Source organism: Clostridium sediminicola, from assembly GCF_050402865.1.
Classification (GTDB): domain Bacteria; phylum Bacillota; class Clostridia; order Clostridiales; family Clostridiaceae; genus Clostridium_AF; species Clostridium_AF sediminicola.
The window spans coordinates 1-26,085 of the sequence record NZ_BAABMF010000011.1; the positions used below are offsets into that span (position 1 = coordinate 1).

24 protein-coding genes are annotated in these 26,085 nt (G+C 28.5%); 2 read left to right on the top strand and 22 right to left on the bottom strand.

Translation table 11 applies throughout. The annotated features are described in order from the left end of the window. Nucleotides 1–179 precede the first annotated feature (179 nt). The 8 genes from ACQ3F0_RS16505 to ACQ3F0_RS16540 form a co-directional block, all read right to left on the bottom strand. Nucleotides 180–428: a DUF3892 domain-containing protein gene (locus ACQ3F0_RS16505; protein WP_428866472.1), complete on the bottom strand. Its 249-nt coding sequence runs from the start codon at nt 426–428 to the stop codon at nt 180–182. Between the two features lie 294 nt (nt 429–722). After that, a complete protein-coding gene (gene trmB / locus ACQ3F0_RS16510) occupies nt 723–1,367 on the bottom strand; it encodes a tRNA (guanosine(46)-N7)-methyltransferase TrmB (protein ID WP_428866473.1) in 645 nt (214 codons plus the stop codon). A gap of 168 nt (nt 1,368–1,535) precedes the next feature. Then, nucleotides 1,536–2,681 carry an ABC transporter permease gene (locus tag ACQ3F0_RS16515; RefSeq protein WP_428866474.1) on the bottom strand — a complete coding sequence of 382 codons (1,146 nt, stop codon included), beginning with the start codon at nt 2,679–2,681 and terminating at the stop codon, nt 1,536–1,538. Beyond that, the gene (locus tag ACQ3F0_RS16520) at nt 2,682–3,815 is read right to left on the bottom strand and encodes an ABC transporter permease (RefSeq protein ID WP_428866475.1); all 1,134 of its coding nucleotides are present in this window, start codon (nt 3,813–3,815) and stop codon (nt 2,682–2,684) included. Between the two features lie 10 nt (nt 3,816–3,825). Then, nucleotides 3,826–4,761, bottom strand: a complete 936-nt coding sequence (locus ACQ3F0_RS16525) for an ABC transporter ATP-binding protein (protein ID WP_428866476.1) — start codon at nt 4,759–4,761, stop codon at nt 3,826–3,828. Nucleotides 4,762–4,866: 105 nt separating this feature from the next. Further along, the gene (locus tag ACQ3F0_RS16530) at nt 4,867–5,493 is read right to left on the bottom strand and encodes a response regulator transcription factor (RefSeq protein ID WP_428866477.1); all 627 of its coding nucleotides are present in this window, start codon (nt 5,491–5,493) and stop codon (nt 4,867–4,869) included. A gap of 1 nt (nt 5,494) precedes the next feature. Continuing rightward, complete coding sequence (locus ACQ3F0_RS16535; RefSeq protein ID WP_428866478.1) at nt 5,495–6,607, bottom strand: sensor histidine kinase; 1,113 nt, start codon at nt 6,605–6,607, stop codon at nt 5,495–5,497. A gap of 191 nt (nt 6,608–6,798) precedes the next feature. Continuing rightward, nucleotides 6,799–8,175 (bottom strand): PhoH family protein, encoded by a 1,377-nt coding sequence (locus tag ACQ3F0_RS16540; protein ID WP_428866479.1) that lies wholly within the window; start codon nt 8,173–8,175, stop codon nt 6,799–6,801. A 179-nt stretch (nt 8,176–8,354) separates the two neighbouring features. Here ACQ3F0_RS16540 and perR point away from each other — a divergent pair, with 179 nt between their 5' ends. After that, nucleotides 8,355–8,768 (top strand): transcriptional regulator PerR, encoded by a 414-nt coding sequence (perR, locus tag ACQ3F0_RS16545; RefSeq protein WP_428866480.1) that lies wholly within the window; start codon nt 8,355–8,357, stop codon nt 8,766–8,768. Between the two features lie 123 nt (nt 8,769–8,891). Beyond that, nucleotides 8,892–9,851 (top strand): hypothetical protein, encoded by a 960-nt coding sequence (locus tag ACQ3F0_RS16550; protein WP_428866481.1) that lies wholly within the window; start codon nt 8,892–8,894, stop codon nt 9,849–9,851. A 113-nt stretch (nt 9,852–9,964) separates the two neighbouring features. On the opposite strand, the gene ACQ3F0_RS16555 is transcribed toward ACQ3F0_RS16550, so the two are convergent. The 14 genes from ACQ3F0_RS16555 to carB all read right to left on the bottom strand — a co-directional run bounded on the left by ACQ3F0_RS16555 (nt 9,965) and on the right by carB (nt 26,068). Then, nucleotides 9,965–10,567, bottom strand: coding sequence for a hypothetical protein (locus tag ACQ3F0_RS16555; protein ID WP_428866482.1), 603 nt, complete (start codon nt 10,565–10,567; stop codon nt 9,965–9,967). Nucleotides 10,568–10,612: 45 nt separating this feature from the next. Beyond that, nucleotides 10,613–10,810, bottom strand: a complete 198-nt coding sequence (locus tag ACQ3F0_RS16560; RefSeq protein ID WP_428866483.1) for a hypothetical protein — start codon at nt 10,808–10,810, stop codon at nt 10,613–10,615. 78 nt (nt 10,811–10,888) lie between these two features. Beyond that, a complete protein-coding gene (locus ACQ3F0_RS16565) occupies nt 10,889–11,080 on the bottom strand; it encodes a hypothetical protein (RefSeq protein WP_428866484.1) in 192 nt (63 codons plus the stop codon). 87 nt (nt 11,081–11,167) lie between these two features. After that, nucleotides 11,168–11,353, bottom strand: a complete 186-nt coding sequence (locus tag ACQ3F0_RS16570) for a hypothetical protein (protein ID WP_428866485.1) — start codon at nt 11,351–11,353, stop codon at nt 11,168–11,170. A 64-nt stretch (nt 11,354–11,417) separates the two neighbouring features. Further along, the gene (locus ACQ3F0_RS16575) at nt 11,418–12,011 is read right to left on the bottom strand and encodes a hypothetical protein (RefSeq protein WP_428866486.1); all 594 of its coding nucleotides are present in this window, start codon (nt 12,009–12,011) and stop codon (nt 11,418–11,420) included. A gap of 124 nt (nt 12,012–12,135) precedes the next feature. Continuing rightward, entirely contained in the window at nt 12,136–12,717 is a 582-nt protein-coding gene (gene yihA, locus ACQ3F0_RS16580) for a ribosome biogenesis GTP-binding protein YihA/YsxC (RefSeq protein WP_428866487.1), read from the bottom strand. After that, nucleotides 12,707–15,040: an endopeptidase La gene (gene lon, locus ACQ3F0_RS16585; protein ID WP_428866488.1), complete on the bottom strand. Its 2,334-nt coding sequence runs from the start codon at nt 15,038–15,040 to the stop codon at nt 12,707–12,709. The genes yihA and lon overlap by 11 nt, the downstream gene beginning before the upstream one ends. A gap of 249 nt (nt 15,041–15,289) precedes the next feature. Beyond that, complete coding sequence (gene lonB, locus ACQ3F0_RS16590; RefSeq protein ID WP_428866489.1) at nt 15,290–16,978, bottom strand: ATP-dependent protease LonB; 1,689 nt, start codon at nt 16,976–16,978, stop codon at nt 15,290–15,292. 177 nt (nt 16,979–17,155) lie between these two features. After that, nucleotides 17,156–18,448: an ATP-dependent Clp protease ATP-binding subunit ClpX gene (gene clpX, locus ACQ3F0_RS16595; protein WP_428866490.1), complete on the bottom strand. Its 1,293-nt coding sequence runs from the start codon at nt 18,446–18,448 to the stop codon at nt 17,156–17,158. A gap of 17 nt (nt 18,449–18,465) precedes the next feature. Beyond that, nucleotides 18,466–19,050 (bottom strand): ATP-dependent Clp endopeptidase proteolytic subunit ClpP, encoded by a 585-nt coding sequence (gene clpP, locus ACQ3F0_RS16600; RefSeq protein WP_428866491.1) that lies wholly within the window; start codon nt 19,048–19,050, stop codon nt 18,466–18,468. A gap of 470 nt (nt 19,051–19,520) precedes the next feature. Further along, nucleotides 19,521–20,813 carry a trigger factor gene (gene tig / locus ACQ3F0_RS16605; protein WP_428866492.1) on the bottom strand — a complete coding sequence of 431 codons (1,293 nt, stop codon included), beginning with the start codon at nt 20,811–20,813 and terminating at the stop codon, nt 19,521–19,523. A gap of 164 nt (nt 20,814–20,977) precedes the next feature. Then, nucleotides 20,978–21,769, bottom strand: a complete 792-nt coding sequence (locus ACQ3F0_RS16610; protein WP_428866493.1) for a sugar phosphate isomerase/epimerase family protein — start codon at nt 21,767–21,769, stop codon at nt 20,978–20,980. Between the two features lie 86 nt (nt 21,770–21,855). Continuing rightward, on the bottom strand, nt 21,856–22,701 hold the full coding sequence (locus ACQ3F0_RS16615) for a hypothetical protein (protein ID WP_428866494.1): 846 nt from the start codon (nt 22,699–22,701) through the stop codon (nt 21,856–21,858). Between the two features lie 181 nt (nt 22,702–22,882). After that, nucleotides 22,883–26,068, bottom strand: a complete 3,186-nt coding sequence (gene carB, locus ACQ3F0_RS16620; RefSeq protein ID WP_428866495.1) for a carbamoyl-phosphate synthase (glutamine-hydrolyzing) large subunit — start codon at nt 26,066–26,068, stop codon at nt 22,883–22,885. Nucleotides 26,069–26,085 lie beyond the last annotated feature (17 nt).

The following is a 26,085-nucleotide window of genomic DNA, read 5'->3' on the forward strand; positions in this document are numbered from 1 at the left end:
TTCTACAATGAAGAAAGATTTCAAAAAAAATTAGGGTGCTTGACTCCAATAGAATATCGAAATCAAGCACCAAAATGTGCATAAATTTTTAATTAAATTACCTGTCTACTTGACAAGAGTCAGTTCACCTTTGCCTTTTCATTATTTAATGTTATTTATTTGACGTATTTCATATTAAATTAGATTTTTAAATTATCATTAATTATTGGCATATTATCTAAATTATTATTTGTAGTACTATCAGGGTTGCTCCTCAAATATTCTTCTCCTAGCTTAGACATAGAAACTAAAACTCCTTCTATCGAACCTTCCTTGGCAAGATCTACAGCCTCTCTCTTAGATAATACTCTGTTATCATCCAGTTTATAAGCCTGAATTTCTCCACCTTTATCTTTTTGCACTCCTATAATCTTATGTTTTTTATCCATTAACTTTCCTCCTCTTAAATTATTATATAATTACTATAAATTAAATTTTTACAAAGCTTATCTTTATTATTTGTAAATTATAAAATATTATTTACTACTATCTTAAATATTTCTACACCTAGTTTATTTTAGAAAATTGAAAATTCACAAAATAGCTATTAATTTATTATTTTAAATCGAGATATTTAACTAAAAAATTAAAGAACTATTAAAAAAGTATTACGAAATACTATTCGCAATACTTTTTATTTAATAATTTCAATTATAACGAAAATAATTTTGAAAACTAATTCTTTACTTAAGTTTCGCTATTAAAAACTTTGATTTTATGCCTCTTTCTTTAAATTTACTTTCGTATTCTGTCATAATATTTTTCTCTGAATATTCGCTATTATGAAGGTCATAAGTTTTATATAAAATTTCAAATCCACTTTCTTCAAAGTATTCAAAAGATTCCTCATATAATTCCATATCATCAGTTTTAAACCAAATCTCACCTCTTGGTTTTATAAATTGCTTATACATTTCTAAAAAATTGCTATGTGTAAGTCTTCTTTTATTATGCCTGTCCTTTGGCCAAGGATTACAAAAATTTATAAATATTCTGCCTACTTCATTCTTCTCAAAGATTTCTGCAATAAACATAATATTCATAGCTATTAATCTTGCATTTTCAACTTCCCCTTTTTCTAAGTTTTTCAATGCATTTATTAGTATCTCATCTTTTAAATCAATTGCAACAATATTTTTATCTAAATTTATCCTTGAAAGTTCAGTTGTAAATCCTCCCCTTCCACAGCCTAATTCAAGATATATATCATTATCATTTTTGAATTCTTCATTCCATCTACCTTTTAGTTCTCTTGCTTCATCTATAGATTTAAACAATGGACTTGCCTCAAGTTCTGGTCTTGCCCACCACTTCTTCCTTAGTCTCATTTTATTTCCTCCTAAAAATATTTATTTCATAGTTCACAATTGTAGGTGAATTTCCACGAAAATCTCTGTATAAAAAGTTTTAATCCTAAAAAAATTAGCTGAAACTCTTTTTCAGCTAACATTTTCATTATACTTTAAATTTTATGCTTTAACAATAATTTATTAATACTAAATAAAGCTTCCTGTTTTATCAGATGATTTCATTTTGAAAGCAGCTATTGCAAAGAATACTAGTGCAAATACAACTAATATTGCCAAATTTATCGCTACATCATTTATTGTTTTTCCTGATTGAATACTTATTATTGCTTCCATAACCCATTTTTGAGGAGTAAAGCTTGATATTTTCTTTAAACTATCTGGCATAAAACTTAATGGCCAGAAACATCCCCCTAGCATACATGTTGGAGTTATTATTAAAGTTGATAAATTACCTGCTTCAGAAGAAGATTTAGAAAATGATACTATTACCATACCTATCCCTATAGCCGCTAATCCAAATAACATTAAAATAATAAACAAACTCCATACAGGCATATGAATATTTATTTCCAAGATTTTAAATGCTCCAAACAATAATAAACAAATCTGTACTAAAATTATAATAATATTTGCTAGAACATTTCCTAAAACATATTCTCTTGAAGTAACTGGAGATGAACATATCCTTTGGTATGTTTTTATATTTTTTTCTTTTAAAATTAATTTAGTTATAGATGTACACCCAATTAGAATAAATAGAATAAAAAAACCTATTCCTTGTTGTGTTACTGTTTTACCAACATATTCATCCTTTAACTTTTCTTTAGTCAATACTAATTCACTGTTTTTGAAATTATCATAAATTTTATTAAATACTTCTCTATTTCCTTCAGATGCTACTGCAATATCTCTCATATTCTTAATATAATAATTCAAATAACTTTCTATCCATGCAGTTACATCCATTCCCCTTATAGTTTCTATTTTTAATTCCTTTACATTACTATTATAAATACTTTCTGTGAATCCATAGGGTATTTCTAATACTAAATCCACTTCTTGATTTGCAACTTTATTCTCAACTTCTTCTTCCTTTATATTCTCGAATTTGAATTTTTTAGTTTCTTCTAAATAATTAATCATATCACTAGATATAGTACTATTATCATTATTTATCAAACCAACTTTTGTAATTGCTGCTCCTGATGATGAATACAACATTAAGGTAACTAAAGCTGATGCTACAGGAAGTATAATATAAATTAGAAAACTTGTTTTTTTCTTAAATGTAACCCTTAAAAAATTTAAGGCTATTAATATAATATTTTTCATCTACTCTGCCTCCTTATTAAATCTTAATGATGCCAGTATCATAAATACTATAGCTAACCCTAAATTTATTGCAATTGTTGTTCCAAAATCACTAAAATCATTATTATACACTATACTAAATATTGTCGAATTAACCCATTTTACAGGAGATAATTTTGTTAACGCTATAAATATTTTATTTTGAAAACTTGAAACATTTATATATGCTCCACCTAGAAAACACATTATAGGAATTAACAAATTTAAAAATCCATCCATTGCATTTGAGTTTTTAAACATATAACCAGAAGCAATTCCCCATGATACAGCCATTATTATTAATGATAATATTATACTTAAGATTGCTCCAATATTATTTCCCCAATATACTTTTAAAATATACTTACTAAATAAAAATACTATTGCCATTTGTATAATTGTAGTAAATACTGCTCCTAGAGTTGAACCTGCAAATATTTCCATTTTATTAGCTGGACTTATCAGCATTCGACCAACAGTGTTTTTTAATTTTTCTCCTTTTACAGCAAATGCTCCCGTCATTGATGAATACATTATTATAAGCGTCAACATAGTAACTCCATAATAATCTAATGCCCTTGGTGTTCTATTAGCTACAATAGATTTTATACTCACATAACTCTCCATTGTGCTATTGTTTTCTGTAATTGTAGCTACCATCTTTGGATTTATTTTAGCAACTTCAATTATAGTATTGTACCTTTGTACAAATGTCTCCATTATAGCTTCAACAAAACTCGCTTGAAAGTTAAATCTATCATTTTCGTAGAGTTTTATTTCATTATTTTCCTCATTAACAACTATATAGCAAGCATAGTTGAGGTTTTTAATATCCTCCATAGCTTTTGTATTTTCTTCGATTTTTGTAAATACTATATCCTCTGTCTTACTCAATTCATCTATGATCTTTTCAAAAGATTCTGTTACATCTCCATTACCCTTTATTTCATAAGCTACGTTTATATTTCCTATAGAACCTACATTTTTAGATTGATCATTAAAAACTGTTCCTAAAATTACCATTAATAATATAGGAAACAATATCATAATAGCTAGTGTTCTTTTTTCTTGAAAATTAATCTTTATATCCTTGAGTACAATATTTAATATCCTCATAGCACACCTCCTAATCTCTTAATTTTCTTCCTGTTAAAATAAGAAAAACAGTTTCTAAATTAGGCTCTGTAGAAGTTATATTTCTTATTGAAATATTATTATTCGTAAAATAAAGTATTATATTTTCTAAATTATTTATTTCTTTATTACTATTAATAGTAATCATATTTTCCTTAAAATCTACACTTATTACACCATTTATATTTTCAATTTTTTTAATATCAATTTCACTCAATTCATCAATAGTCACTGTAATACTCTTTTTATCAGTTACTATTGCTTTTAACTCTTCTTTTGTTCCTTCTGCAATCAACTTGCCGTGATCAATAATTCCTACTCTTGTACATATACTTTCAACTTCTTCCATGTAATGAGTTGTATATATTATTGTACTTCCTATTTCATTAAGCTTATTTACTGACCTTAATATATGATTTCTTGACTGAGGATCTATTCCAACTGTAGGTTCATCCATAATAATCAATTTAGGCCTATGTGCTATTGCACATGCTATATTTAACCTTCTTTTCATACCACCTGAAAAAGATTTTGGATACTGTTTCACCTTGTCTTCTAACCCCACAAATTTAAGAGCTTCTAGCGTTTTTTCTTTCAAATCATTTCCTTTCAATCCATATAGACTAGCAAAGAATTTAACATTTTCATAAGCAGTTAAATCTTCATATATCGCTAATTCTTGTGGTACTACCCCTATATTACTTTTTGTGAATTTAGAATGTTTTTTTATATCTTTTCCTAATATCTCTACCCTACCCTTATTCATACCTAGTAACCCACACATAATGTTAATTATTGTACTTTTCCCTGCACCATTAGGACCTAGCAATCCATAAATCTCACCTTTTTTTATACTTATATTTATATTATCTACTGCAACATTATCACCAAACTTTTTAAACAATTTTTCAATTTTAACCATTGTCATGTCAAAACCTCCTTGATTCTTTTATAATTTCATTATATAAAAAAAATGACCTTCTTGTTAGTTAAGAAAGTCATATACTTTACATGACTATAGTCATATATATTCTTATTGACGCAAATAATTAATCGCAATTTGTGTTCTATGCTTTAGTCCTGTTTTCGATAAAATATTACTAATATAATTCTTCACAGTACCTTCTGAAATATATAGTTTTTCTGAAATTTCTTTATTAGAGTATCCTTCAGATACAGCTTTTATAATTTCTAATTCTCTTTGAGTAAAATTACTTTTATCGAATTTTCCATAGTTATCATTTATTCCATTTTTAAGTTTATCTATAACTAAATCTTGCATAACAGTGTTACCACCATAAACAGTTTTAATTGCATTAATTATTTTATCTGGCGAATTATTTTTCAATAAGTACCCTTTTGCACCATTAAGTATCGCTAATCTTATATATTCATCCTCATCAAAGGTTGTTAGGATTATTGTTCTTGTTTTAGTGAATTTAGTTATCTCTTTTACCGCATCAACGCCATTCATTACTGGCATTCTTACATCTAATAATGCAATATCTATTGAATTTCTTCTACAGCTTTCTACCGCTTCAGCACCATTTTCAACTGTTTTTATAACATCTATTTTCTCATCCATGCCTAAAATTATTTTTAGACTATCCCTTATTAATGGGTCGTCATCTGCAATGATGATTCTTATTTTTTCACTCACATTAATCCACTCCTTCTATGGGAAGTAACATTATTACAGAAAAACCATCACTTCCATCAAATATAACTTTTGCATTAATATTTCCACATCTTTCCTCTATGCCTGTAAGACCTAGTCCCTTATTTATCCTTCCACATCCTATACCATTATCTTTTATTTCCACTTTAATCATTTTATTTAATCCTCTAAAAGAAATAGTTACATTACTAGCTCCAGAATATTTAATTGTGTTAGTTAAGATTTCTTTTATATTGGTTTTAATTATCTTCCATTGATGGTACTTAATTTTATCAACATTATTATCATAAATAAGATTAGTAGTAATACCACTACTGTTTTCAATTTTATTAAGGGTAAGTTTCAAAGTATTAATTCCTAACTGTTCTTTTGGAGGTTTAATATTCCTAAGAGTAGCTCTTATACTCTCCATTCCTTCCCTTAGTACATCAATACTATTTTGAATCATATTTTTTGATGCAGATGTGTCTTTTTCTATAATATACTTTGCAGCTTCTAGTTGCATTAATGTGCCTGATATGGTATGCCCAATGTTATCATGGATTTCTTGAGCTATCTTATTTCTTTCCTCAATCTTTGAGGTATACTCTATTTGATTTTGATAATCTAATTCTTTTGATAATGCTTTATTTAATTCATTATTTTTCATTCTAAGATTATATAATAATTCATTATAATAGTTGATTTTTTTATTATAATATGTACAAGATTTGAATATTATAAAACTTATAAAAGATATAAACATGTATACCTCAAATATTTGTTCTGCAAACGAAATACCTAGGATAACATTAATTAAGAGACCACTCCACTTTTCTTTATCAAACCTTTCTGTAATCTCATATATATTAAAAATTAATAGTAATAGAAATAATTTATCAACATACACCATGCCTGTTATGCACAAAACTAATGAAATCAACTCAATAGCTTTTATTAATTTGTCATCTTTAAATAAATACATTGCTATATTTAATACAATATACACCAAAATAAATAGCACAACAAAACTACTCTTTATAATATTTATATTAAAATACATAGATATACTAAAAAAAACAATACAAGTTTTACTTATAAGTAACCAATTAATCATATTTTTATCCTTTTTATCCATTTATTATTCTTTATATGTATATATTACATTAATACTGCAAATTAAATCAATAGAATAAAGGCAAATATAGCTACAAAGTCACTCCTCTTCACTAAGAAATTCTATACAAGAATAAAAGCCAATTCCAATAAATTTTCCTATTTGGAACTGACTTTTGTTAGGAATGAAATTTATAATCTCTTAGATGCATCATGAGCTAGGGCAGATCTCTCACATTCGTCATACTTAAGGGTAATTTGGCTACATAGTGAACTTCCCTTCATTCTCTCGGATGCATAACATAATCCATTTGACCTATAATCTAAGAATGGGTGATCTATTTGTTCAGGATCACCTATTAAAATAAGTTTTGATCCCTCTCCAATTCTAGTAGTAATAGCTTTAACTTGCTTAGGAGTAAGGTTTTGAGCTTCATCTATTATGATCCAGTTCTTTACAATAGATCTTCCCCTTAGAAAAGCTACAGCTTCAGTAGTAATTATTCTTCTATCAAAAAGTTCCCTTATTTTATCATATAATTCTCTTTCATTCTTATATCTTTCTTTTTCATCTGAATCTATTAATATTTCTAAATTATCAATAATAGGTCTCATAAATGGGGCTATTTTTTCTTGTTCTGTACCAGGTAAATATCCAATTTCTTCATCCATAGCTACATTAGGTCTACATACTAATATCCTTCTAAAATCATTATTATTTTCTTCTAAAATCTTATGAAGACCAACTGCGATTGAAAATAAAGTTTTCGCTGTTCCTGCTGGTCCTTTTATTATTACAAGTGGAACATCGTTTGGATTACAATTTAAAGCTTCTAACATAAACTTTTGTCCAATATTTCTCGGAGTTATTCCTAAGGGATTTATATCTTTATACATTAGTGGAAGAATTTTATTCTTATTAACTTTTGCTAACGCTGTATGTTTGTTACTATCACAAGAGTGTATCAATAAAAACTCATTATCATAAAAATCTATTTCACTAATAATATCTCCTTTATTATTATAGATAACTAAATCTTCAATTTCTAACACTTTTTTTTCATAAAACTTATTTATATTTTTTGAAGATATATAAATTTCTTTTCTCCCCGTATACTGACTTTCATATTCTGGAACTACTTTTTCGTTATAATCATCTGTATTTATATCTAATGAATCAGCTTTTATCCTCTCGAATATATCCTTTGTAATTAAATAAACATCTTCTCCATCCTCTTTTAGCGCTTTGCAAACTTGAATAATTCTATTATCAGCTTTTCTTTTATCCCATGAAGGAGGTATCTGGGTATCATAATGATTCATCTCAACTCTTAATACTCCACCGTTAGGTAATTGAACTCCTCTATATAATTTACCTTTCTTTCTAAAGGAATCTATTAGCCTTGCAGCATGCCTTGCACTTGCTCCAAGTTCATTGCTGCTTTTTTTAAAAGTATCTAACTCCTCTAAAACTATTTCTGGAATAACTACATTCGCATCTTCAAAATTCAAAATTGAATGTGGCGAGTGCAAAATAACATTTGTATCAAGAACATACGTTTTTCTCAAATTTTGCTGCCCCCTTTCAATATATTTATATTATCAAATATCAGTTTTTAACCTTATAATTAAAATTAAACATAAAAAAATTTCGTTTTTTATGTTTATACATTTTTTTATTCATCAGATTGACAATTAATAATCTTTATTATATAATAATTATATGAATCATTTAAAGGATGGTGGCAATGAATAATATAACAAGTGTATTTAGAGAAAAAAAATTGAAATTAACACCTCAAAGAATTGCTGTTTACAAATACTTAAATTCAACAAAAACTCATCCATCAGCAGAAACTATATATAAAGCTTTACAACCTGAATATCCTACAATGAGCTTGGCAACAGTTTATAAAGCATTAAAAACACTTGTTTCAGTTAATTTGGTTCAAGAATTAAATGTTGGCGAAGGAAATTTTAGATATGATGCTGAAGTTAAGTCTCATCCTCATATTCAATGTATGTCCTGTGGTAAAGTAGATGATATTATGGAGGTAGATTTAGTCTATTTAAATGATAAAGTTTCCGAATTCACAGATTATAAAATTTTATCTAATAAAGTTTATTTCTCTGGTATTTGTCCAGATTGTAGAGATAATTAATAGGCCTAAGCCTATTTTTTTTATTTTCCTTTAATATTTTATCTATGTTAATCATATTTATAAATAGAGAAGTGTTACAAAATAACACTAAATCATTTTAATAATTGAAATGAGGCGATAACTTTGAAGTTTAACGTACTATTTATAAAAAGTAAATACATTCTTTATTTTCTAATTTTATTATTATTATTAGCTTTGTCCTTTATTTATATGAATATAAATAAAGACGATAACACAGTACCAACGTTTCAACAATATGCTTCAGAAGATTTTTATGAAATAGATCTAAACGGTGATGGTAAAAAAGATAAATTATACATAATAAAAAAAGAAAATAACTATTCTTTAAATGTAAATACTAACTTAGATAGCATAGTCATAAAATCTAATTCTAAATCAGATTTTTTCGGAGAGTTTTGTACCTATTGGCCTATAAGTATAAATTTTCAAGACTTAAACAGAGATAACACACCTGAAATTTTACTTCAGAGTAAATCAAATGATAAAGCTACTCAACATATAATAGCTTATGATAATGAAACGGCTTCTTTTAAAGATTTAATATCGAACGATAACAACCTTTTAGGCATTTTAGACTTAAGTAACAATAAAACACCAAAATTAATTAGCGGAAATATTTCAAAAAATGATATGATTATAAAAAGCTACATACTTATAAACAATAATTTTAATGAATTTACATATGCAAATAAAAGCGACGAAAATTTCTTTTGCAAAAATTTAATAAGTATAATAATCAATTATCTTAGTACAAAAGATAATCCTGAAGAGCTGTATCAGAATATTATAAAAAATCATTGTTCCAAAGAAATAGATACGAAAAGTTTAAACACATTGACTAGTTTAAATTCTGATAAGAATAATTTTATTTTTCAAGATGCTTATTTTCAAGATATAAAATCAAATAAGGAAGGCTACCCCACTGAATTAGAATGGAATTTATCTTTTAGAAGCAGTGATGATTCTCAAAATAAAGCCTTAGTAAACTACCGCTATAAAATTAATGCCATTCTAAATGAAAAAGATGAATTTGTTATAAATTCTTTTTATGCTATAAATTAAAAATATGACCGCATAGCGGTCATATTAAGGGGGATGGGGGGTTTTAGCACTAGTTTGAGAAACATCTTTGTTTCTCTGGCTTACATTATTTATAATTCCCCATTATCTAGAAATTATTCACTTCCCTCAATATATTTTTGTATAACTCTATCAATTTTATCTATATTTTCTTCACTTGCTATATTTTTTATGGATTCTAGTAATTTTACTACTTCATCATCATATAAATTATCATAATCACTTAATCCATTTATCACATTAGGACTGTCAAAATTTTCTTCACTAATTTCATCTCCTAATGCTTCATTTGAGCTTCTACTATAAAATTCTGAGAACTGATCAATAATTTCTTTTATATCGTTATTCATATTACCAAAATTATTTTCATTACCAAAATTATTTTCATTATCAATATTATTTTGGTTATTTATATTATTATTCATACTCTGTAATAAATCAGCAATAGCATTATTATTACCATTCCCCCCGGAATTACCTAAATTGCCCATAATATTATTTATCATTGGCATTAACGCATTGATATCAATCTTATTTAATAAAGATATTACATTGTTTAAATCAAAATTTTCAAATATTGAACCTAAATTACCTAAGCCTAAATTAGCTAAGCCTAAATTTCCTAGACCTACTCCAGAACTTGAATCTAAATGATTATAATCACCACTACTTCTCTTATGGTGTTTATGTTTTCCCATCTAATCACCTCTATATAATAAGGAGGGTTATACCCTCCTTAAATTTTATCTACCGCAGCATAAGCTTTGACAGCTTCTTTGTCCACAACAAAGCAAGAATAAGAAAACTAATAATGCAGCAGTATTCGGACTAATTATCCCTGCTTTTTTTAATACGATTAAGAATAAAGCAACTTTACAAGGATCAAATCCTCCACCTTTATTACATCCACATCCACATCCGCATCTACATCTTTTTGACATCTATATACCCCCCTTTCTTGGGCCTTGGTTTAATGTATTTCTTTTTTCTCCATAGGTTTTTTACTTTCGAAATTTCAACTATCTTCCGCAGCATATTCCCTGAGGTCTACATCCACTACAGCAGAGTAAGAATAATAACACTAGTATAATACCAGTATTTGGGCTAATGATTCCTGCTCTATTGAGTACTAATAGGAATAAAGCAACTCTACATGGGTCAAATCCACAACTTCTATTGCAATTATTTTTATATCTACATCGTTTTGACATCTCTTACCCCCCCCTTTCTGGGCTTTGGTTAAATATTATTTATAATCATTTGCAATCTAGCTTTAATATTTAATATCTAATTTTCAACTAATTGTTACAGCATATGCTTTGTCTGCATCCGAATCCACAGCAGAGTAAGAATACAAATACAAGAATTGAACCTGTATTTTGATTAATTATTCCTGCTTTACAAAGGATTAATAAGAACAATGCACATCTACATGGGTCTATACCACAACCACATCCTCTGTTACATCTACATTTCTTTGACATCTCTAACCCCCCTTTCTTGGGCCTTGGTTTTATTGTAATTTATTTTTTATTTCTTAAGTTAAAATTAGTCTAAACAAGTGTCACAACCATCATTTTTCTGAAGTGAATCAAATATACTGTTTAAGCCTCTATTTCCAGCACAGAAACATTTAAATACAAATATTAAGAAGAATATAATTATTCCTATACCAGAACCTCCGCAGCCAAAACCTCTTCCAAATCCACCACAACCGCCGTAGCCGCCGTAGCCGCCATAGCCACCTCGTCCACAGCCACAACTTCCGCCACATCCACAGCTTCCGCCACATCCACATGAGTCACAACATTCACATTGTCCACAACATTCACATTTTTGTTTTGCAATTTTTTTCTTTAATTTTCTGCAACGTTTCCTATCTTTTTTCTTTCTCAAGCAACAGCAATCGTCTAAGCAGCATTTATTTCCGCCAAATCCACCGAATCCAATTCCTCCTCTTCTTCTACAACAAACCAATAAAATTATTAGAATAACTAAAAATATTGAACTATTGCCTTTAGAAAAGCCGCAATCGCATCCATCCTTATCACAAGATTTTGCTGAGCCTAGTATATTATTTATATCTAAGCCCCCCATACTGTTTAGCATGTTAACCATATTTCCAATTTGAGACATATCCATATTTTTCCCTCCTTTGAGTCTCTCTATATCATCTTTTGTTATAATACATATTATTCTTAAAGATCCATATTTGACACAAAAAAATAAACAAGCAGTTGAAAAACTGCTTGTTTTTTTCTATATATTATATATTCTTATCAAATAACGAAAGAAGATTATCGATTCCTATCTTCTTTAGAGAAGAGAAAAACATAAATTCATCTTCAGGTTGAATACCTAATACTTCTTTTATAATTTTTTCATTTTTTTTGTATTCACTCTTTTTCAACTTATCACACTTAGTAGCTACAATTATTGCATCATATCCGTAATATTTTATCCAATTATACATACTAATATCATCACCAGTTGGTTTATGTCTAGAGTCAACTAGCAAAACAATTTTCTTTAAAGGTACTCTATCTACTAAATATTGTTCTACCATGTTACCCCATTTATCTTTCTCTTTTTTGGATACTTTTGCAAATCCATATCCAGGTAAATCAACAAAATAAAACCCATCATTTATAAGAAAGAAATTTATTAATCTTGTTTTTCCTGGTGTCGAACTTGTTTTTGCTAGTTTTTTTCTATTACAAATAGTATTTATTAAAGAAGATTTTCCTGCATTTGAACGTCCTGCAAATGCAATTTCCACCCTATTATCTTCTGGGTATTGAACAGGTTTTACAGCTGATATAATAAACTCTGATTTATTAATCTTCATCATTATTCTCCTCGATCAAAGCATTATGAAGTACATCTTCTACGTTTTCTACAGGTATCACTTTCATCTTACTAATAATGCTCTTTGGTATTTTTTTTACATCTTTCACATTGGCTTTAGGAATAATTATTGTTTTTATACCAGCTCTATAAGCTGCTAAACTTTTCTCTTTTAACCCACCAATAGGTAAAACTCTTCCTGTAAGAGTTACTTCTCCAGTCATAGCAACTTCATGCTTCACTTTTTGTCCACTTAATGCAGAAACCATAGCCGTTACCATTGTTATGCCTGCCGATGGTCCATCTTTAGGTACTGCTCCCTCTGGAACATGAACATGCATATCAAATTTTTCATAAAATTCTTCTGTTATATTATATTTTTCTCTATTAGCTCTTATATAACTATATCCCGTTTGAGCTGATTCCTTCATAACATCACCAAGCTGACCTGTAAGCTGTAATTTACCATTTCCTTTCATTACAGTTACTTCAACTGGAAGAGTATCTCCGCCATATCCTGTCCATGCTAAACCAGTAACTACTCCAACTTTATCTTCTTTATTTAGTGCATCTCCATCAAATATTTCAGCACCTAAATATTTCTTTATATGATTAACTGTTACATGTATATTTTTCTTATTGTTCTCTACTATATCTGTAATAGCTTTTCTTATTACCGTTGCAATATTTCTTTCAAGACTTCTAACACCAGATTCTCTAGTATATTTTTCAATAATGTAATAAATAGAACTATTTGAGAATGTAATTTTGTTTTCTTTCATATTATGTTCACTTATTTGTTTAGGAATTAGATGTCGCTTAGCAATATTAAACTTTTCTTCATAAGTATATCCTGATACTTGAATAATTTCCATTCTATCTAATAAAGGTCTAGGAATTGTATCAAGACGATTAGCTGTAGTAATAAACATTACTTGTGACAAATCATAATCTAACTCAAGAAAATGATCTCTAAAAGTTCCATTTTGCTCAGAATCTAATACTTCAAGTAAAGCATCAGCTGGATTTCCTCTAAAGTCATTACTCATTTTATCAATCTCGTCTAATAAAAATAACGGATTTTTAGATTTTGCCTTGTTCATTCCATATATTATTCTTCCTGGAATTGCGCCAACATACGTTCTTCTATGCCCTCTAATTTCGGCTTCATCTCTAACTCCACCTAATGACATCCTCACAAAATTTCTATTAACAGCATTAGCTACAGAACGTGCAATTGATGTTTTACCTACTCCAGGGGGACCAACTAAGCATAGTATAGGACCTTTTAAAGATTTACTAATTTTCTTAACAGCTAAATACTCAACAATTCTTTCTTTCACATCTTCAAGACCATAATGTTCATCTTCTAGTATTTTTCTAGCTTTTTTTATATCAAGACTATCCTTAGTTTTTTTAGTCCAAGGAATTTCAATTAACCAGTCTAAGTAAGTTCTTATTACTCCACTTTCAGCAGAAAAATTTCCCATTCTAGATAATCTATTTAACTCATAAAGTGCTTTTTCTTTTACTTCTTTCGGAAGTTTTGCTTTTTCAATTTTTTCACTATACTCATTTATTTCCTTTTTCTCATCGTCATTCTCGCCAAGTTCTTCTTGTATTGCTTTTAATTGTTCTCTCAAAAAATATTCTTTTTGTGACTTATCTATTTTGGTTTTAACCTTAAGACCGATTTTCTTTTCTACTTTTAATATTTCAACTTCATTTTTTAGAATTATTAATAATTTTTCTAATCTTTCAATAACATCAATTGCTTCTAATATTTCCTGTTTAACTTCATCTTTTAATTCAATATAAGAACAAATTATATCTGCGTATCTTCCTGGCTCTTCAATATCATCAACAGTCAGTAATGCTTCCATAGATTGATTATTTGATATTCTCAAATACTCTTCAAAAGATCGCTTTATAGATCTCATTAGTGCTTCGCATTCTTTCTCATCTTCACAGTCTTCATCTTGAAGTACTTCAACTTCCGCTTCAAAATACGAATCATTTTCCTTGAATTCTACTATTCTTGCTCTCTCTTTACCTTCTACAAGTACTCTTACTGTATCTCCAGGTAATTTTAAAATTTGTTTTACATTACATATAGTTCCTATTGCCTTTATATCATCTTCATCAGGTTCTTCAACTTTAGCTTCCTTTTGAGAAGTTAAAAATATTTTCTGTTCTTTTAACATAGCTTCGTCTAAAGCAAGCAAAGACTTTTCACGTCCAACATCAAAATGTAAAACCATTTGAGGAAATATTATTAACCCTCTTAGTGGAATTAGAGGTAATATCTTTTTATTGTTTTCCATTTTCATCACTCATTTCTAAATTAAAGTTCGGCTAAAAATCACTTTTTTTTACCATAAAAATATGTATATTAAAATTCAATATATGCTCTAAGCTATTTAATATATTGAAATTTTGAGACACGTACAAATGGGTTTGCGCTAAACTAGCTCTATACCATAATATGTATTGATTTTTATATACTATGCTATTATACATATAAATTAATATTTTTTCAATAAAATTAAATATATATCCCCTTTTATAAAATTTTATCTTGTTTTTGCAGAAAGCACATCTGTATCTTTAGGGCAATTTTTTATAATATTATACTCTGATTCCTCATTTTGTTGCTCAATTATAGCTATTTCAAAAACATCTTCTATCTTTTTAACAGCTATAATTTCTATATCATTTTCATTTACATAACTAGCATTCCAGTTTTCGTGTGGTATCAAAATTCTCTTCGCACCAGCCAAATTACCTGCTTTTATCTTTGCATTAATACCTCCAACAGGCTTTACCATACCGTGTAATGTTATTTCTCCTGTCATTGCTACATCATTTCGAATTGGCTTTTCAAAAATAGCACTATAAATTGCTGTTGCTATACTAATTCCAGCTGATGGACCATCTATTGGTACTCCTCCTGAAAAATTAACATGGATATTAAATTGATCCATTTTTATATTAAACTTATTTTCAATAACTGTTATAACATTTTCGACTGATGCCCTAGCAGTACTTTTTCCCATTAAGGTCCTGTTACTGCTTTTAATTTGTTCTTCATCAACAATTCCCGTAATTGTTAATTTTCCTTTTCCACTAGTGTTTTTTTGGGCAGAAGCCTCTATTTCTAATATTGTTCCTAAGTCTGCCCCATAAACAGCCAAACCATTAACATAGCCAATTTGAGGTTTATTAGGTACTTTTTTTTCTAATCTAGCTGCATAGTGACCATTTTCTATAACCCATTTCAAATCAGATTCACTTACAAAATTTCTTTCATCATTTATTGCAATTCCTGTAGCAAGTTGTATTAAATTAACTGTATCTCTACCATTAGTACAATACCTTGAAATCAAATGAATAGCATCTTCATTCACCGAATAATTCAACTTTTTCAGAGTATTTTTAGCAATTAATTCAACTTCATCGATATCTAAGCTCTTAAAAAAAACTTCTATACATCTAGATCTTATAGCAGGGCAAATTTCTTCTGGTTGTTTTGTAGTTGCACCTATTAATCTAAAATCAGCAGGAAGACCCTCTTCAAAAATTGTTTTGATATAACTTGGCATATTAGGATCATCAGAATTATAATATGCACTCTCCAAAAATACCTTTCTATCTTCCATAACTTTTAACAATTTATTGGTTTCAATAGGATGTAATTCTCCTATTTCATCAATAAATAAAATACCACCATGAGCTTTCGTTACTGCACCTGGTTTTGGCTGTGGCACACCTGCTACGCCTAAATGCCCAGCCCCTTGATATATTGGATCATGAACAGACCCTATTAATGGATCAGCAATACTTCTTTCATCAAACCTTACAGTTGTAGCATCAATTTCTATGAATTTTGAACAATCTTTAAATGGAGATAACTCTGTTTTTTTTGCATACTCTAGTACCAAGCGTGCTGCAGCCGTTTTTCCTACTCCAGGAGGTCCATAAATTATTACATGTTGTGGATTAGGTCCACATAGAGCAGCTTTAAGTGCTTTAATTCCATTTTGTTGACCTATTACTTCTTTAAAATCTCTAGGTCTGCTTTTCTCTGTTAATGGCTCTGTTAATGAAATTTTTTTCATTTGATTTAATTTTTCTGTATTCTTTTTATTATCAGTAGTTCCAATTATCTTTTTGCTCCTCTGCTCTTTTAACGCATTATAAAAGTATAATCCTATTATTGATGTAAATATAAAATTTATTACTGGTAATATAGTATTAGCCAATTTATCATCTCCTCAAAACTAATTTTATTTAACCTTATCTTTTATTATTTACCTATATTGTTTAATTATTCTGTGATTAAACAATTTAAAGTATAAATTTATACTTTAAAGAACAAAGGATGGAATTTATAAATTCCTTTACAATAAAAAAATAAAACTGCTGAAAATTCAGCAGTTTTATGCAGTTTCTGTATCTCTTTTTTTAAGTTTTATTTTTTTTCCACTTATCATTGGCCTTTTTTCTTCATCTGTTAGTACTAATTCTGGAGAATAATTTGATATAGTCTCTTCATTAACTATTACCTTGATAATCTTTTCATTTGTTGGAATATCAAACATAATATCCCTCATAATATCTTCAATAATAGATCTTAATCCTCTAGCACCAGTTTTTCTCATAATTGCCTTATCTGCTATTGCTTTTAAAGCCTCATCAGTAAATTCTAACTCTACATTATCCATTAATAAAAGTTTCTTATATTGCTTAACTAATGAATTTTTTGGTTCTTCTAAAATTTTAACTAAAGATTCATTATCTAACGAACTTAGTGTAACAACAATTGGTAATCTACCAACAAATTCTGGAATAAGACCAAATTTCAATAAATCTTCAGGTAAAATATTTTTTAAAGCTTCTCCAACATCTTTATTTTCTTTTGATTCTATATCCGCACCAAACCCAAGTGTACTTTTTCTAGTTCTCTTCTCAATAATTTTCTCTATTCCATCAAATGCTCCACCGCAAATAAATAAAATGTTTGAAGTATTTATCTGGATAAACTCTTGATGTGGATGTTTTCTCCCACCTTGAGGAGGAACTGATGCAATTGTACCTTCTAAAATTTTCAAAAGAGCTTGCTGAACACCTTCACCTGAAACGTCTCTTGTTATTGAAGGATTATCAGTTTTCCTAGCAATTTTATCAATTTCATCAATATATATAATACCTCTTTCTGCTCTTTCTATATCATAATCTGAATTCTGTATTAATTTAAGCAAGATGTTCTCAACATCTTCACCAACATATCCAGCTTCTGTTAAAGTTGTAGCATCTGCAATTGCAAAAGGTACATTTAGTAGTCTTGCTAATGTTTGAGCCATCAATGTTTTACCAGAACCTGTAGGTCCTAATAATAAAATGTTACTCTTTTGAAGCTCAACATCATCTAAATTCACTGAAGAATTAATTCTTTTATAATGATTATATACTGCTACCGCAAGAGCTCTTTTAGAATCATCTTGGCCTATTACATATTGATTAAGATAATCTCTAATTTCAATTGGCTTAGGAAGTTCGCCAGTATCTAAAGCAATGTTTTCATCAAATTCTTCAGAAATAATTTCTGAACACAATTCTATACATTCATCGCATATATAAACTCCAGGACCAGCAATTAGCCTTCTAACCTGTTCTTGACTTTTACCACAAAAAGAACACTTTAGCTGCTTTTTGTCATCATATTTTGCCATCTCTACACCTCTCTAGGTTATTTCTTTCTTTCAACAACATCATCTATTAAACCATATTCCTTTGCTTCATAAGATTCCATAAAATAATCTCTTTCAACATCTACTTTTATTTGTTCTAAAGGTTTCCCTGTATTTTCACCAAGAATCTTGTTTAATTTATCCTTAATTCTCAATATTCTCTTAGCATGTATATCAATATCTGTTGCTTGACCTTGGAATCCTCCTAATGGTTGATGAATCATTATTTCACTATTTGGAAGAGCGAATCTCTTACCTTTAGCTCCAGATGATAAAAGGAATGCACCCATTGAAGCTGCCATTCCTACACAAATTGTAGAAACATCTGGTTTTATATACTGCATAGTATCATAAATCCCCATACCTGCAGTTATAGAACCGCCAGGACTATTTATATATAAATATATATCTTTATCCGGATCTTCAGCTTCTAAAAATAATAACTGTGCAATTACCAATCCAGCTGTAACATCATTCACTTCTTCCCCTAAAAAAATTATTCTATCCTTAAGTAATCTAGAATATATATCATAGGATCTTTCTCCTCTGTTAGTTTGCTCAACAACAACTGGCACTAAACTCATTTTTTCTCCTCCTTCATTATATTAAGTTTGTTACATTAATTATACTATACCACTTCTCTTTTAAATTATCACCTAATTTTTCAATCTTATTCAAAGGTTAAATCTTAAAATAATATAATTGAACTTCATATTGAATATATAGCGTCAGAATTCATCTATCTGCGGTATATATTCAATATGATTTAGTTCAATATAATTTTATGAATTGACCAGATAAAAGGTTAAATCATAAAATTATATAATTGAACTTCATATTGAATTATATAGCGTCAGAACGAATCAATCTAGTTAGATATTGTGTTTCATTTTAATTTTACTTATTTTTTCAGGATTAACCAAGCTATACATTATATATATAATTTAAACTTAGAATTAATATAATACAAAAAGGCTGTGATTTTAAAATAATTGCCAGAATATACTCTGGCAATTATTTTGAATTACTCTAATTTAATTTAGTTTACTTATTGTTATGCAATTTCTTTACAGTTATCGATAATCAAATCAATTACTTTTTCATTTAAAACTTGATTTTCGATTACTGATTTTTGTGCTTTCATGATTTGATCTACTAAATCAGTAGCATCTCCTGCACTATATTGTTTAGCCATTTCTTCGGCTTTAGCTTTTATTTCTTCATCAGTGGCCTTAAGTTCTTCAACATCTGTGATAGCTTCAAGAACTAATCCAGTTCTAACTTTTTTCTCTGCATTTTCTTTCATAAGCTCTCTAAGCTTTTCTTCTGAAGAATTAGTGTATTTTAAATATGTTTCAAAATCTAATCCTTGATATGACAATCTCATTTGTAAATCTTTTACCATTGAGTCAATTTCTTTATCAATCATAACTTCTGGAATATCAATTTCAGCATTATCAGTTACAACATCTAAAGCAGCTGATTCATATTCATTTTTTTCTCTTTCAGTATTGCTCTCTTCTTTTTTCTTTCTAATATCAGCTTTTAATTCTTCTAAAGTTTCAAACTCAGAAACATCTTGTGCAAATTCATCATCTAAAGCTGGCAATTCTTTTCCTTTAATTCCTTTGATTGTTACTTTAAACAATGCGGGCTTTCCATTTAAATTTTCATTGCCATAGTTTTCTGGGAATGTTACATTAACTTCTTTTTCTTCTCCAATTTTTGAACCTACTAATTGATCTTCAAAATTATCGATAAATGAACCTGAACCAATTTCTAATGAGAAATCATTACCTTCTCCACCTTCAAAAGCTTCTCCATCAACAAATCCTTTGAAATCAATAACTGCAGTATCACCTTTAACAACTTCGCCTTCGTTCTTATCAAAGATTCTAGCATTTTTATCTTGCATAGCTTTGATATCAGCATCAATATCTTCGTCAGTAACTTCATATGTAACTTTCTTTACTTCTATACCTTTATAATCTCCTAATTTGACTTCAGGCTTAACAGTAATCTCTGCTGTATATATGAAGTCTTTTCCTTCTTCTAGCTGTACAATGTCGATTTTCGGATAATCAACAGGTTGTAGATTATTTTCTTCAATAGCTTTTGGATATGTATCATCGCAACAATAATTTATAGCATCTTCATAAAGAACTGCTTCGCCATAATATCTTTTAACTATAGCCATTGGTACTTTTCCTTTTCTAAATCCAGGAATATTAAATTTCTTTAAATTCTTTTTATAAGATTTTTTTAAAGCTTCACTAAAAGCTCCATGTTCAACACTAATTTCTAATTTTACTATGTTGTTTTCTAGTTTTTCTAACTTTATATTCATTCTGTACTCCTCCTACTTCTCACGAACATTCTTTTTAGACTTCTAATATTATAACATACCTAATAATAGATTAACAGTAATAAATCAATATTTTTGCAATAAACCTCTTTTATTTAAGCCAATATCAATAAATTTCGTCAAATATTTCAATTTAGGCTCTACTATCATAATGTATCATAAATTCTTTCTAAAATCTTCTTACTTTCAGTCAACTCAGAAAGTTTTTCATAATTATCACTGTACACTTCAATTATGCCCATCCCCTTATAATTTATATCATCTAAATAGGATTTTATTTTAGAATAATTTACTTTTCCTTTACCAGGTAGTAAACAAACATTCTCATCATCATAATCATTAATGTGATAATTGCACATCTTACTTCCCATTACATCAATATATTTCTTTATGTCCACACCAGCTTTATTAGCTTGCTTTATATCAAGAGTAAAATAAATCGGATATCTACACTTTTCTTTTAGTAAATTTAAAAATTCAATATCTGATGAAATACACCAAGATACATTTTCTTGAGAAAGTTTAATTCCACTTTCATTGGCAATATAGGCAATTTCATTATAAATATCTAAAATTAATTCAGTTTTTATTCTTTCTTTGTCTCTCAACCTCATCCCATGAAAAGTATAAGATTCCGCACCAATAGCGTTTCCAAGAACACATAGCTTTTTAAAAAGTTTCATCATATCTTTTCTTCTTCTTTTATATTCATTAAATAATAATGGTTCAAAAAATGATGAAAAGCCATGTATTGAATTTATTCTAAAATTATTCTCTATTCTTTTTTCATTTATTATAGTTGAAAATTCTTTTTCAAATTCACTTAAAGTATTTATAAATAATTCACCCGAGTTAAATCCTAAACTTTTCATTATTTTTATTGAGTTTTCCACATCAATATTAGGATAAAAACATGCTGATGACATTCCAATTTCCATTAAAAGCCCCCTAGTTTAATCTATGTAAACTTTGTTACTTTACTATACCATGTAAATAATCTCTCTTTAACATATGTAAAGGGAGATTATTTAATTACCTGCTTATTACCATCGATTATTACTTCTAAACCTTCTTCAGAAAGGTTTCCAATTTCAATTTTTTCACCATAATATTTTCCTTTAATCATATTATGAGAATCATTTGTAATTGAATATCTCCATAAATATTTATTTGGTTTAACTGAAAGTAAAGGTAATTGTGAAACATATACTATTTCATTGTCATTCAAAAATCTTGGAATCTCATTCCATATAAAACCTGGATATTTCCCTATTCTATTCTCTTTGGTATAAGTTTTGCCTTTACTAGATTTATGACTTTGCTTAGTTATTCCCCATTGTTTCCCATATATATCAGCTAATATTAAGTTTTGAGTACTACTATCTAATATAACCACTATACTTTTAGATGGGTTTATATCGTAAAGATTATCATTCAATTCTACTTTATCAAAAGTTTTAACACCTTCATTGACATTTATAAACGCAATAGCTTTCGCTCCACTTGGTAAAGGTATTTCCAAACTTTCTTGTTTTGATGTTTCTTCAACAACTTTCTCTTCTTCAACTATTTCTCCTACTGCTTCATCTTTAGTTATGTTTTCTTTTGTCGGGTCGTTTTTTTCAGCTTCATCATCATTAGTAATATTTTTTTTAGCATCATCGTTTTGTTTCTCATTATTAGCTTTATTTTCTGTTTTAAATAAACTAAAAATTTTATCTTTACTATCCTTAAAACCAAACTTACCAATAAGAGCTATAATGCTTATTAATGAACTTACTACAACAATTATAATCAAGCTTCTAATAATTCTTTTTCTTTTTCTCATTCTTTTATCATAGTCTCTGCTAAAAATACTTGGCTTTCCCATGAAACTCCCCCTATACTCAAAAAATTCATTTTTAAATGTCACAATGTATCGAAAATTCGAATAAAAAGTTTTTTGGTAACATAAATTTACTCACACAATATATATTATACAAAAAAGGACTTGAAATTTCAAAATTTCAAGCCCATTTTTGATGAATTTTTTATTTTTTTGATTCTTCTAGTTAAAAGTAACTGTCTAGGGAATAAAAATCAACATTTTCCTCTTTCTTTAAATAATTTATTGCATTTAAATATAAATTTGCCGTATCTATACAAGTAAATACCGGTATTTTGTATTCTGATGCTTTTCTTCTAATTTTAAATCCTTCAGTTTCTGGAATATTTCCTTTTGTAGGGGTATTTATTATTAATTTTATTTCTTCATCAGAAATCTTTTTAAATAATTCATTTCTATCAATTATTTCACATGGAATCTCTTTATCTTTTAATATTTTTCCCGTTCCTTCAGATGCTAAAACATTAAATCCTAAATCATAATACCCTTTAATTGTTTCTATTCCTTCTATTTTATCAACTTCTTTTAAAGAAACATAGATAGAACCTTCTAAATTAAATTTCATTCCTGAAGCAAGAAACCCTTTATAAATTGCTGCATCTAAATCTTCATCTACTCCTAGTACCTCACCAGTTGATTTCATTTCTGGTCCTAAGTAGGTATCAACATTAGAAAGTTTTTCATTTGAAAATATCGGGAACTTTACTGCATGCAATTTTTTACTTTCCAATAACCCTGTTCCATATCCTAGCTCTTCTACTCTTTTACCAAGCATAATTTCAACAGCAAGTTTAACCATAGGAACTGCTGTAACTTTACTTAGAATCGGTACTGTTCTAGACGCTCTTGGATTTACTTCAATTACATATACATCTTTCCCATCGTATACATATTGAATATTTACTAATCCAACTATATTTAACGCTTTTGCAATTTTCTTAGTAGTTTCTACGATACCCTCAATAACATCTTCTGGTATACTGAAATATGGATACACCGTTATACTGTCACCAGAATGGACTCCTGTTCTTTCAACATGCTCCATTATTCCAGGTATTAAAATATCATTTCCATCACTAATACAATCTACTTCTATTTCTTTTCCTCTTACATATTTATCAATAAGAATCGGATGTTCAGTAGATACTTTTACAGCCTCTTTCATATATTTTTCTAGAGAATTCTTATCATAAACTACTTCCATACCTCTTCCACCTATTACATATGAAGGCCTAACTATTACAGGATATCCTAACTCTTTAACAACACTATATGCTTCTTCTAAGCTGAATACAGCTTCACCAGATGGTAGTTTTACATCTATTTCTTTAAGTAAATTACTGAATTTATCTCTATCCTCTGCTAAATCAATAGACTCATTGCTGGTTCCTAGAATTTTTACCCCTCTTTTTGAAAGCTTCTCAGCAAGATTGATTGAAGTCTGACCTCCAAATTGAAGTATAACTCCTTTTGGCTTTTCTTTATAAATTACATTCATAACATCATCTATATTTAGAGATTCAAAATATAATTTATCTGCAGTGTCAAAGTCCGTGCTTACAGTTTCAGGATTATTATTCATCATGATAGATTCATATCCTGCTTCTTTTATTGCCCATGCACCATGTACACAACAGTAATCAAATTCGATACCTTGACCAATTCTAATTGGACCAGAACCTATAACCATTATTTTTTCTTTATCTGTTATTGTATTTTCTTCTTCTTCATCATAACATGAGTAGTAATAAGGAGTTTCAGCTTCAAACTCACCACTACATGTATCAACTATCTTATAAACAGGATATATATTCTTAAGGTTTCTAAAAATCTCAATCTTATCCACACTAATGTTTGATAACTTGCTTATTTGCTCATTTGTCAAACCTAAACTACAAGCTTCAGCTATTAGCTCATCATCTACAAATTTCATTTCTAATCGTTTTTCGACTTTAACTATATTATTTATACCATTTAAAAACCACATATCTATCATTGTAATTTCGTGAATCTTTTCTAAAGTAATACCTCTTCTAATTGCCTCTGCTACAGCAAATATTCTCTCATCATCTTGCATTTTTATTTTTTCTATCAATCCATTCTGATCTAACTCTTTTAATTTATCTAGTTTTAAACCAATTAAATTTCCTTCCAAGCATGTTATAGCTTTTAAAAGAGCACTTTCAAACTTTCTATCTATAGCCATTACTTCTCCAGTAGCTTTCATTTGTGTTCCTAATCTTCTCTCAGCTGTAGTGAATTTATCAAAGGGCCATTTAGGCATCTTAACAACTATATAATCTAATGCTGGCTCAAAACATGCACTTGAATTCTTTGTAACATAATTTTTTAATTCATCTAAGCTATAACCAATTGCTATCTTTGCTGCAATTTTTGAAATCGGATACCCTGCTGCTTTAGAAGCTAATGCTGAAGAACGACTAACTCTAGGATTTACTTCGATAACTATATAATTGCTTGTTTTTGTATCTAAAGCAAATTGAATGTTACAACCACCTTCAATTTTTAGATTTCTTATAATTTTTAGTGCGGAGTTTCTTAGCATATGATACTCAGTATCTCTCAAAGTTTGAGATGGAGCTACTACCATACTATCACCAGTATGAACTCCTACTGGATCAATATTTTCCATGTTACATACGATAATACAATTATCCTTTGCATCTCTCATTACTTCATACTCAAGTTCTTTCCACCCTGCAACACTTTGTTCCAATAAAATTTGATTTATAGGACTCATTAAAAGTCCCATCTCGCAAATTTCCTCGAACTGTTCAAGAGTTTCAGCAATCCCTCCACCAGTTCCACCTAATGTGTATGCCGGTCTAATAATTATAGGCAATCCAATCTTTTTTACAAATGCTCTACATTGTTCAATATTCGTTGCAATAGTACTCTCTGGGATAGGCTCATCAATTTCAATCATCAATTTCTTAAATTCATCTCTATCCTCAGCTTTAATAATTGCTTCACTATTTATACCAAGCAGTTTAACATTATATTTTTCTAAAATACCTTGTTCTCCCAAATTCATTGCAATATTTAAAGCTGTTTGTCCACCAAAACCAGCTAGTATTCCATCTGGTTTTTCTTTTTGAATAATTCTTTCAACACATTCCACTGTTAAAGGTTCAATATATACCTTATCTGCAATTTGGAAATCTGTCATTATTGTTGCAGGATTTGAATTTACCAATACCGTTTCAATTCCTTCTTCTTTAATTGCTTTACAAGCTTGAGTTCCTGAATAATCAAACTCTGCAGCTTGCCCTATTATAATTGGTCCCGATCCTAATATAATAACTTTTTTTAAAGTTTTATCTAATGGCATATTTTTTCCTCCCCTTT

Excerpts from the sequence above, each read along its gene's own strand:
- ACQ3F0_RS16615 (WP_428866494.1), bottom strand. The coding sequence starts at position 22,701 with ATGGGAAAGCCAAGTATTTTTAGCAGAGACTATGATAAAAGAATGAGA.
- ACQ3F0_RS16560 (WP_428866483.1), bottom strand. The coding sequence starts at position 10,810 with ATGTCAAAAAGATGTAGATGCGGATGTGGATGTGGATGTAATAAAGGT.
- ACQ3F0_RS16505 (WP_428866472.1), bottom strand. The coding sequence starts at position 428 with ATGGATAAAAAACATAAGATTATAGGAGTGCAAAAAGATAAAGGTGGA.
- ACQ3F0_RS16535 (WP_428866478.1), bottom strand. The coding sequence starts at position 6,607 with ATGATTAATTGGTTACTTATAAGTAAAACTTGTATTGTTTTTTTTAGT.
- carB (WP_428866495.1), bottom strand. The coding sequence starts at position 26,068 with ATGCCATTAGATAAAACTTTAAAAAAAGTTATTATATTAGGATCGGGA.
- ACQ3F0_RS16575 (WP_428866486.1), bottom strand. The coding sequence starts at position 12,011 with ATGGATATGTCTCAAATTGGAAATATGGTTAACATGCTAAACAGTATG.
- ACQ3F0_RS16515 (WP_428866474.1), bottom strand. The coding sequence starts at position 2,681 with ATGAAAAATATTATATTAATAGCCTTAAATTTTTTAAGGGTTACATTT.
- tig (WP_428866492.1), bottom strand. The coding sequence starts at position 20,813 with ATGAATATAAAGTTAGAAAAACTAGAAAACAACATAGTAAAATTAGAA.
- ACQ3F0_RS16520 (WP_428866475.1), bottom strand. The coding sequence starts at position 3,815 with ATGAGGATATTAAATATTGTACTCAAGGATATAAAGATTAATTTTCAA.
- ACQ3F0_RS16525 (WP_428866476.1), bottom strand. The coding sequence starts at position 4,761 with ATGACAATGGTTAAAATTGAAAAATTGTTTAAAAAGTTTGGTGATAAT.
- ACQ3F0_RS16610 (WP_428866493.1), bottom strand. The coding sequence starts at position 21,769 with ATGGAAATTGGAATGTCATCAGCATGTTTTTATCCTAATATTGATGTG.
- ACQ3F0_RS16570 (WP_428866485.1), bottom strand. The coding sequence starts at position 11,353 with ATGTCAAAGAAATGTAGATGTAACAGAGGATGTGGTTGTGGTATAGAC.
- lon (WP_428866488.1), bottom strand. The coding sequence starts at position 15,040 with ATGGAAAACAATAAAAAGATATTACCTCTAATTCCACTAAGAGGGTTA.
- yihA (WP_428866487.1), bottom strand. The coding sequence starts at position 12,717 with ATGAAGATTAATAAATCAGAGTTTATTATATCAGCTGTAAAACCTGTT.
- ACQ3F0_RS16555 (WP_428866482.1), bottom strand. The coding sequence starts at position 10,567 with ATGGGAAAACATAAACACCATAAGAGAAGTAGTGGTGATTATAATCAT.
- clpX (WP_428866490.1), bottom strand. The coding sequence starts at position 18,448 with ATGGCAAAATATGATGACAAAAAGCAGCTAAAGTGTTCTTTTTGTGGT.
- clpP (WP_428866491.1), bottom strand. The coding sequence starts at position 19,050 with ATGAGTTTAGTGCCAGTTGTTGTTGAGCAAACTAACAGAGGAGAAAGA.
- trmB (WP_428866473.1), bottom strand. The coding sequence starts at position 1,367 with ATGAGACTAAGGAAGAAGTGGTGGGCAAGACCAGAACTTGAGGCAAGT.
- ACQ3F0_RS16565 (WP_428866484.1), bottom strand. The coding sequence starts at position 11,080 with ATGTCAAAACGATGTAGATATAAAAATAATTGCAATAGAAGTTGTGGA.
- perR (WP_428866480.1), top strand. The coding sequence starts at position 8,355 with ATGAATAATATAACAAGTGTATTTAGAGAAAAAAAATTGAAATTAACA.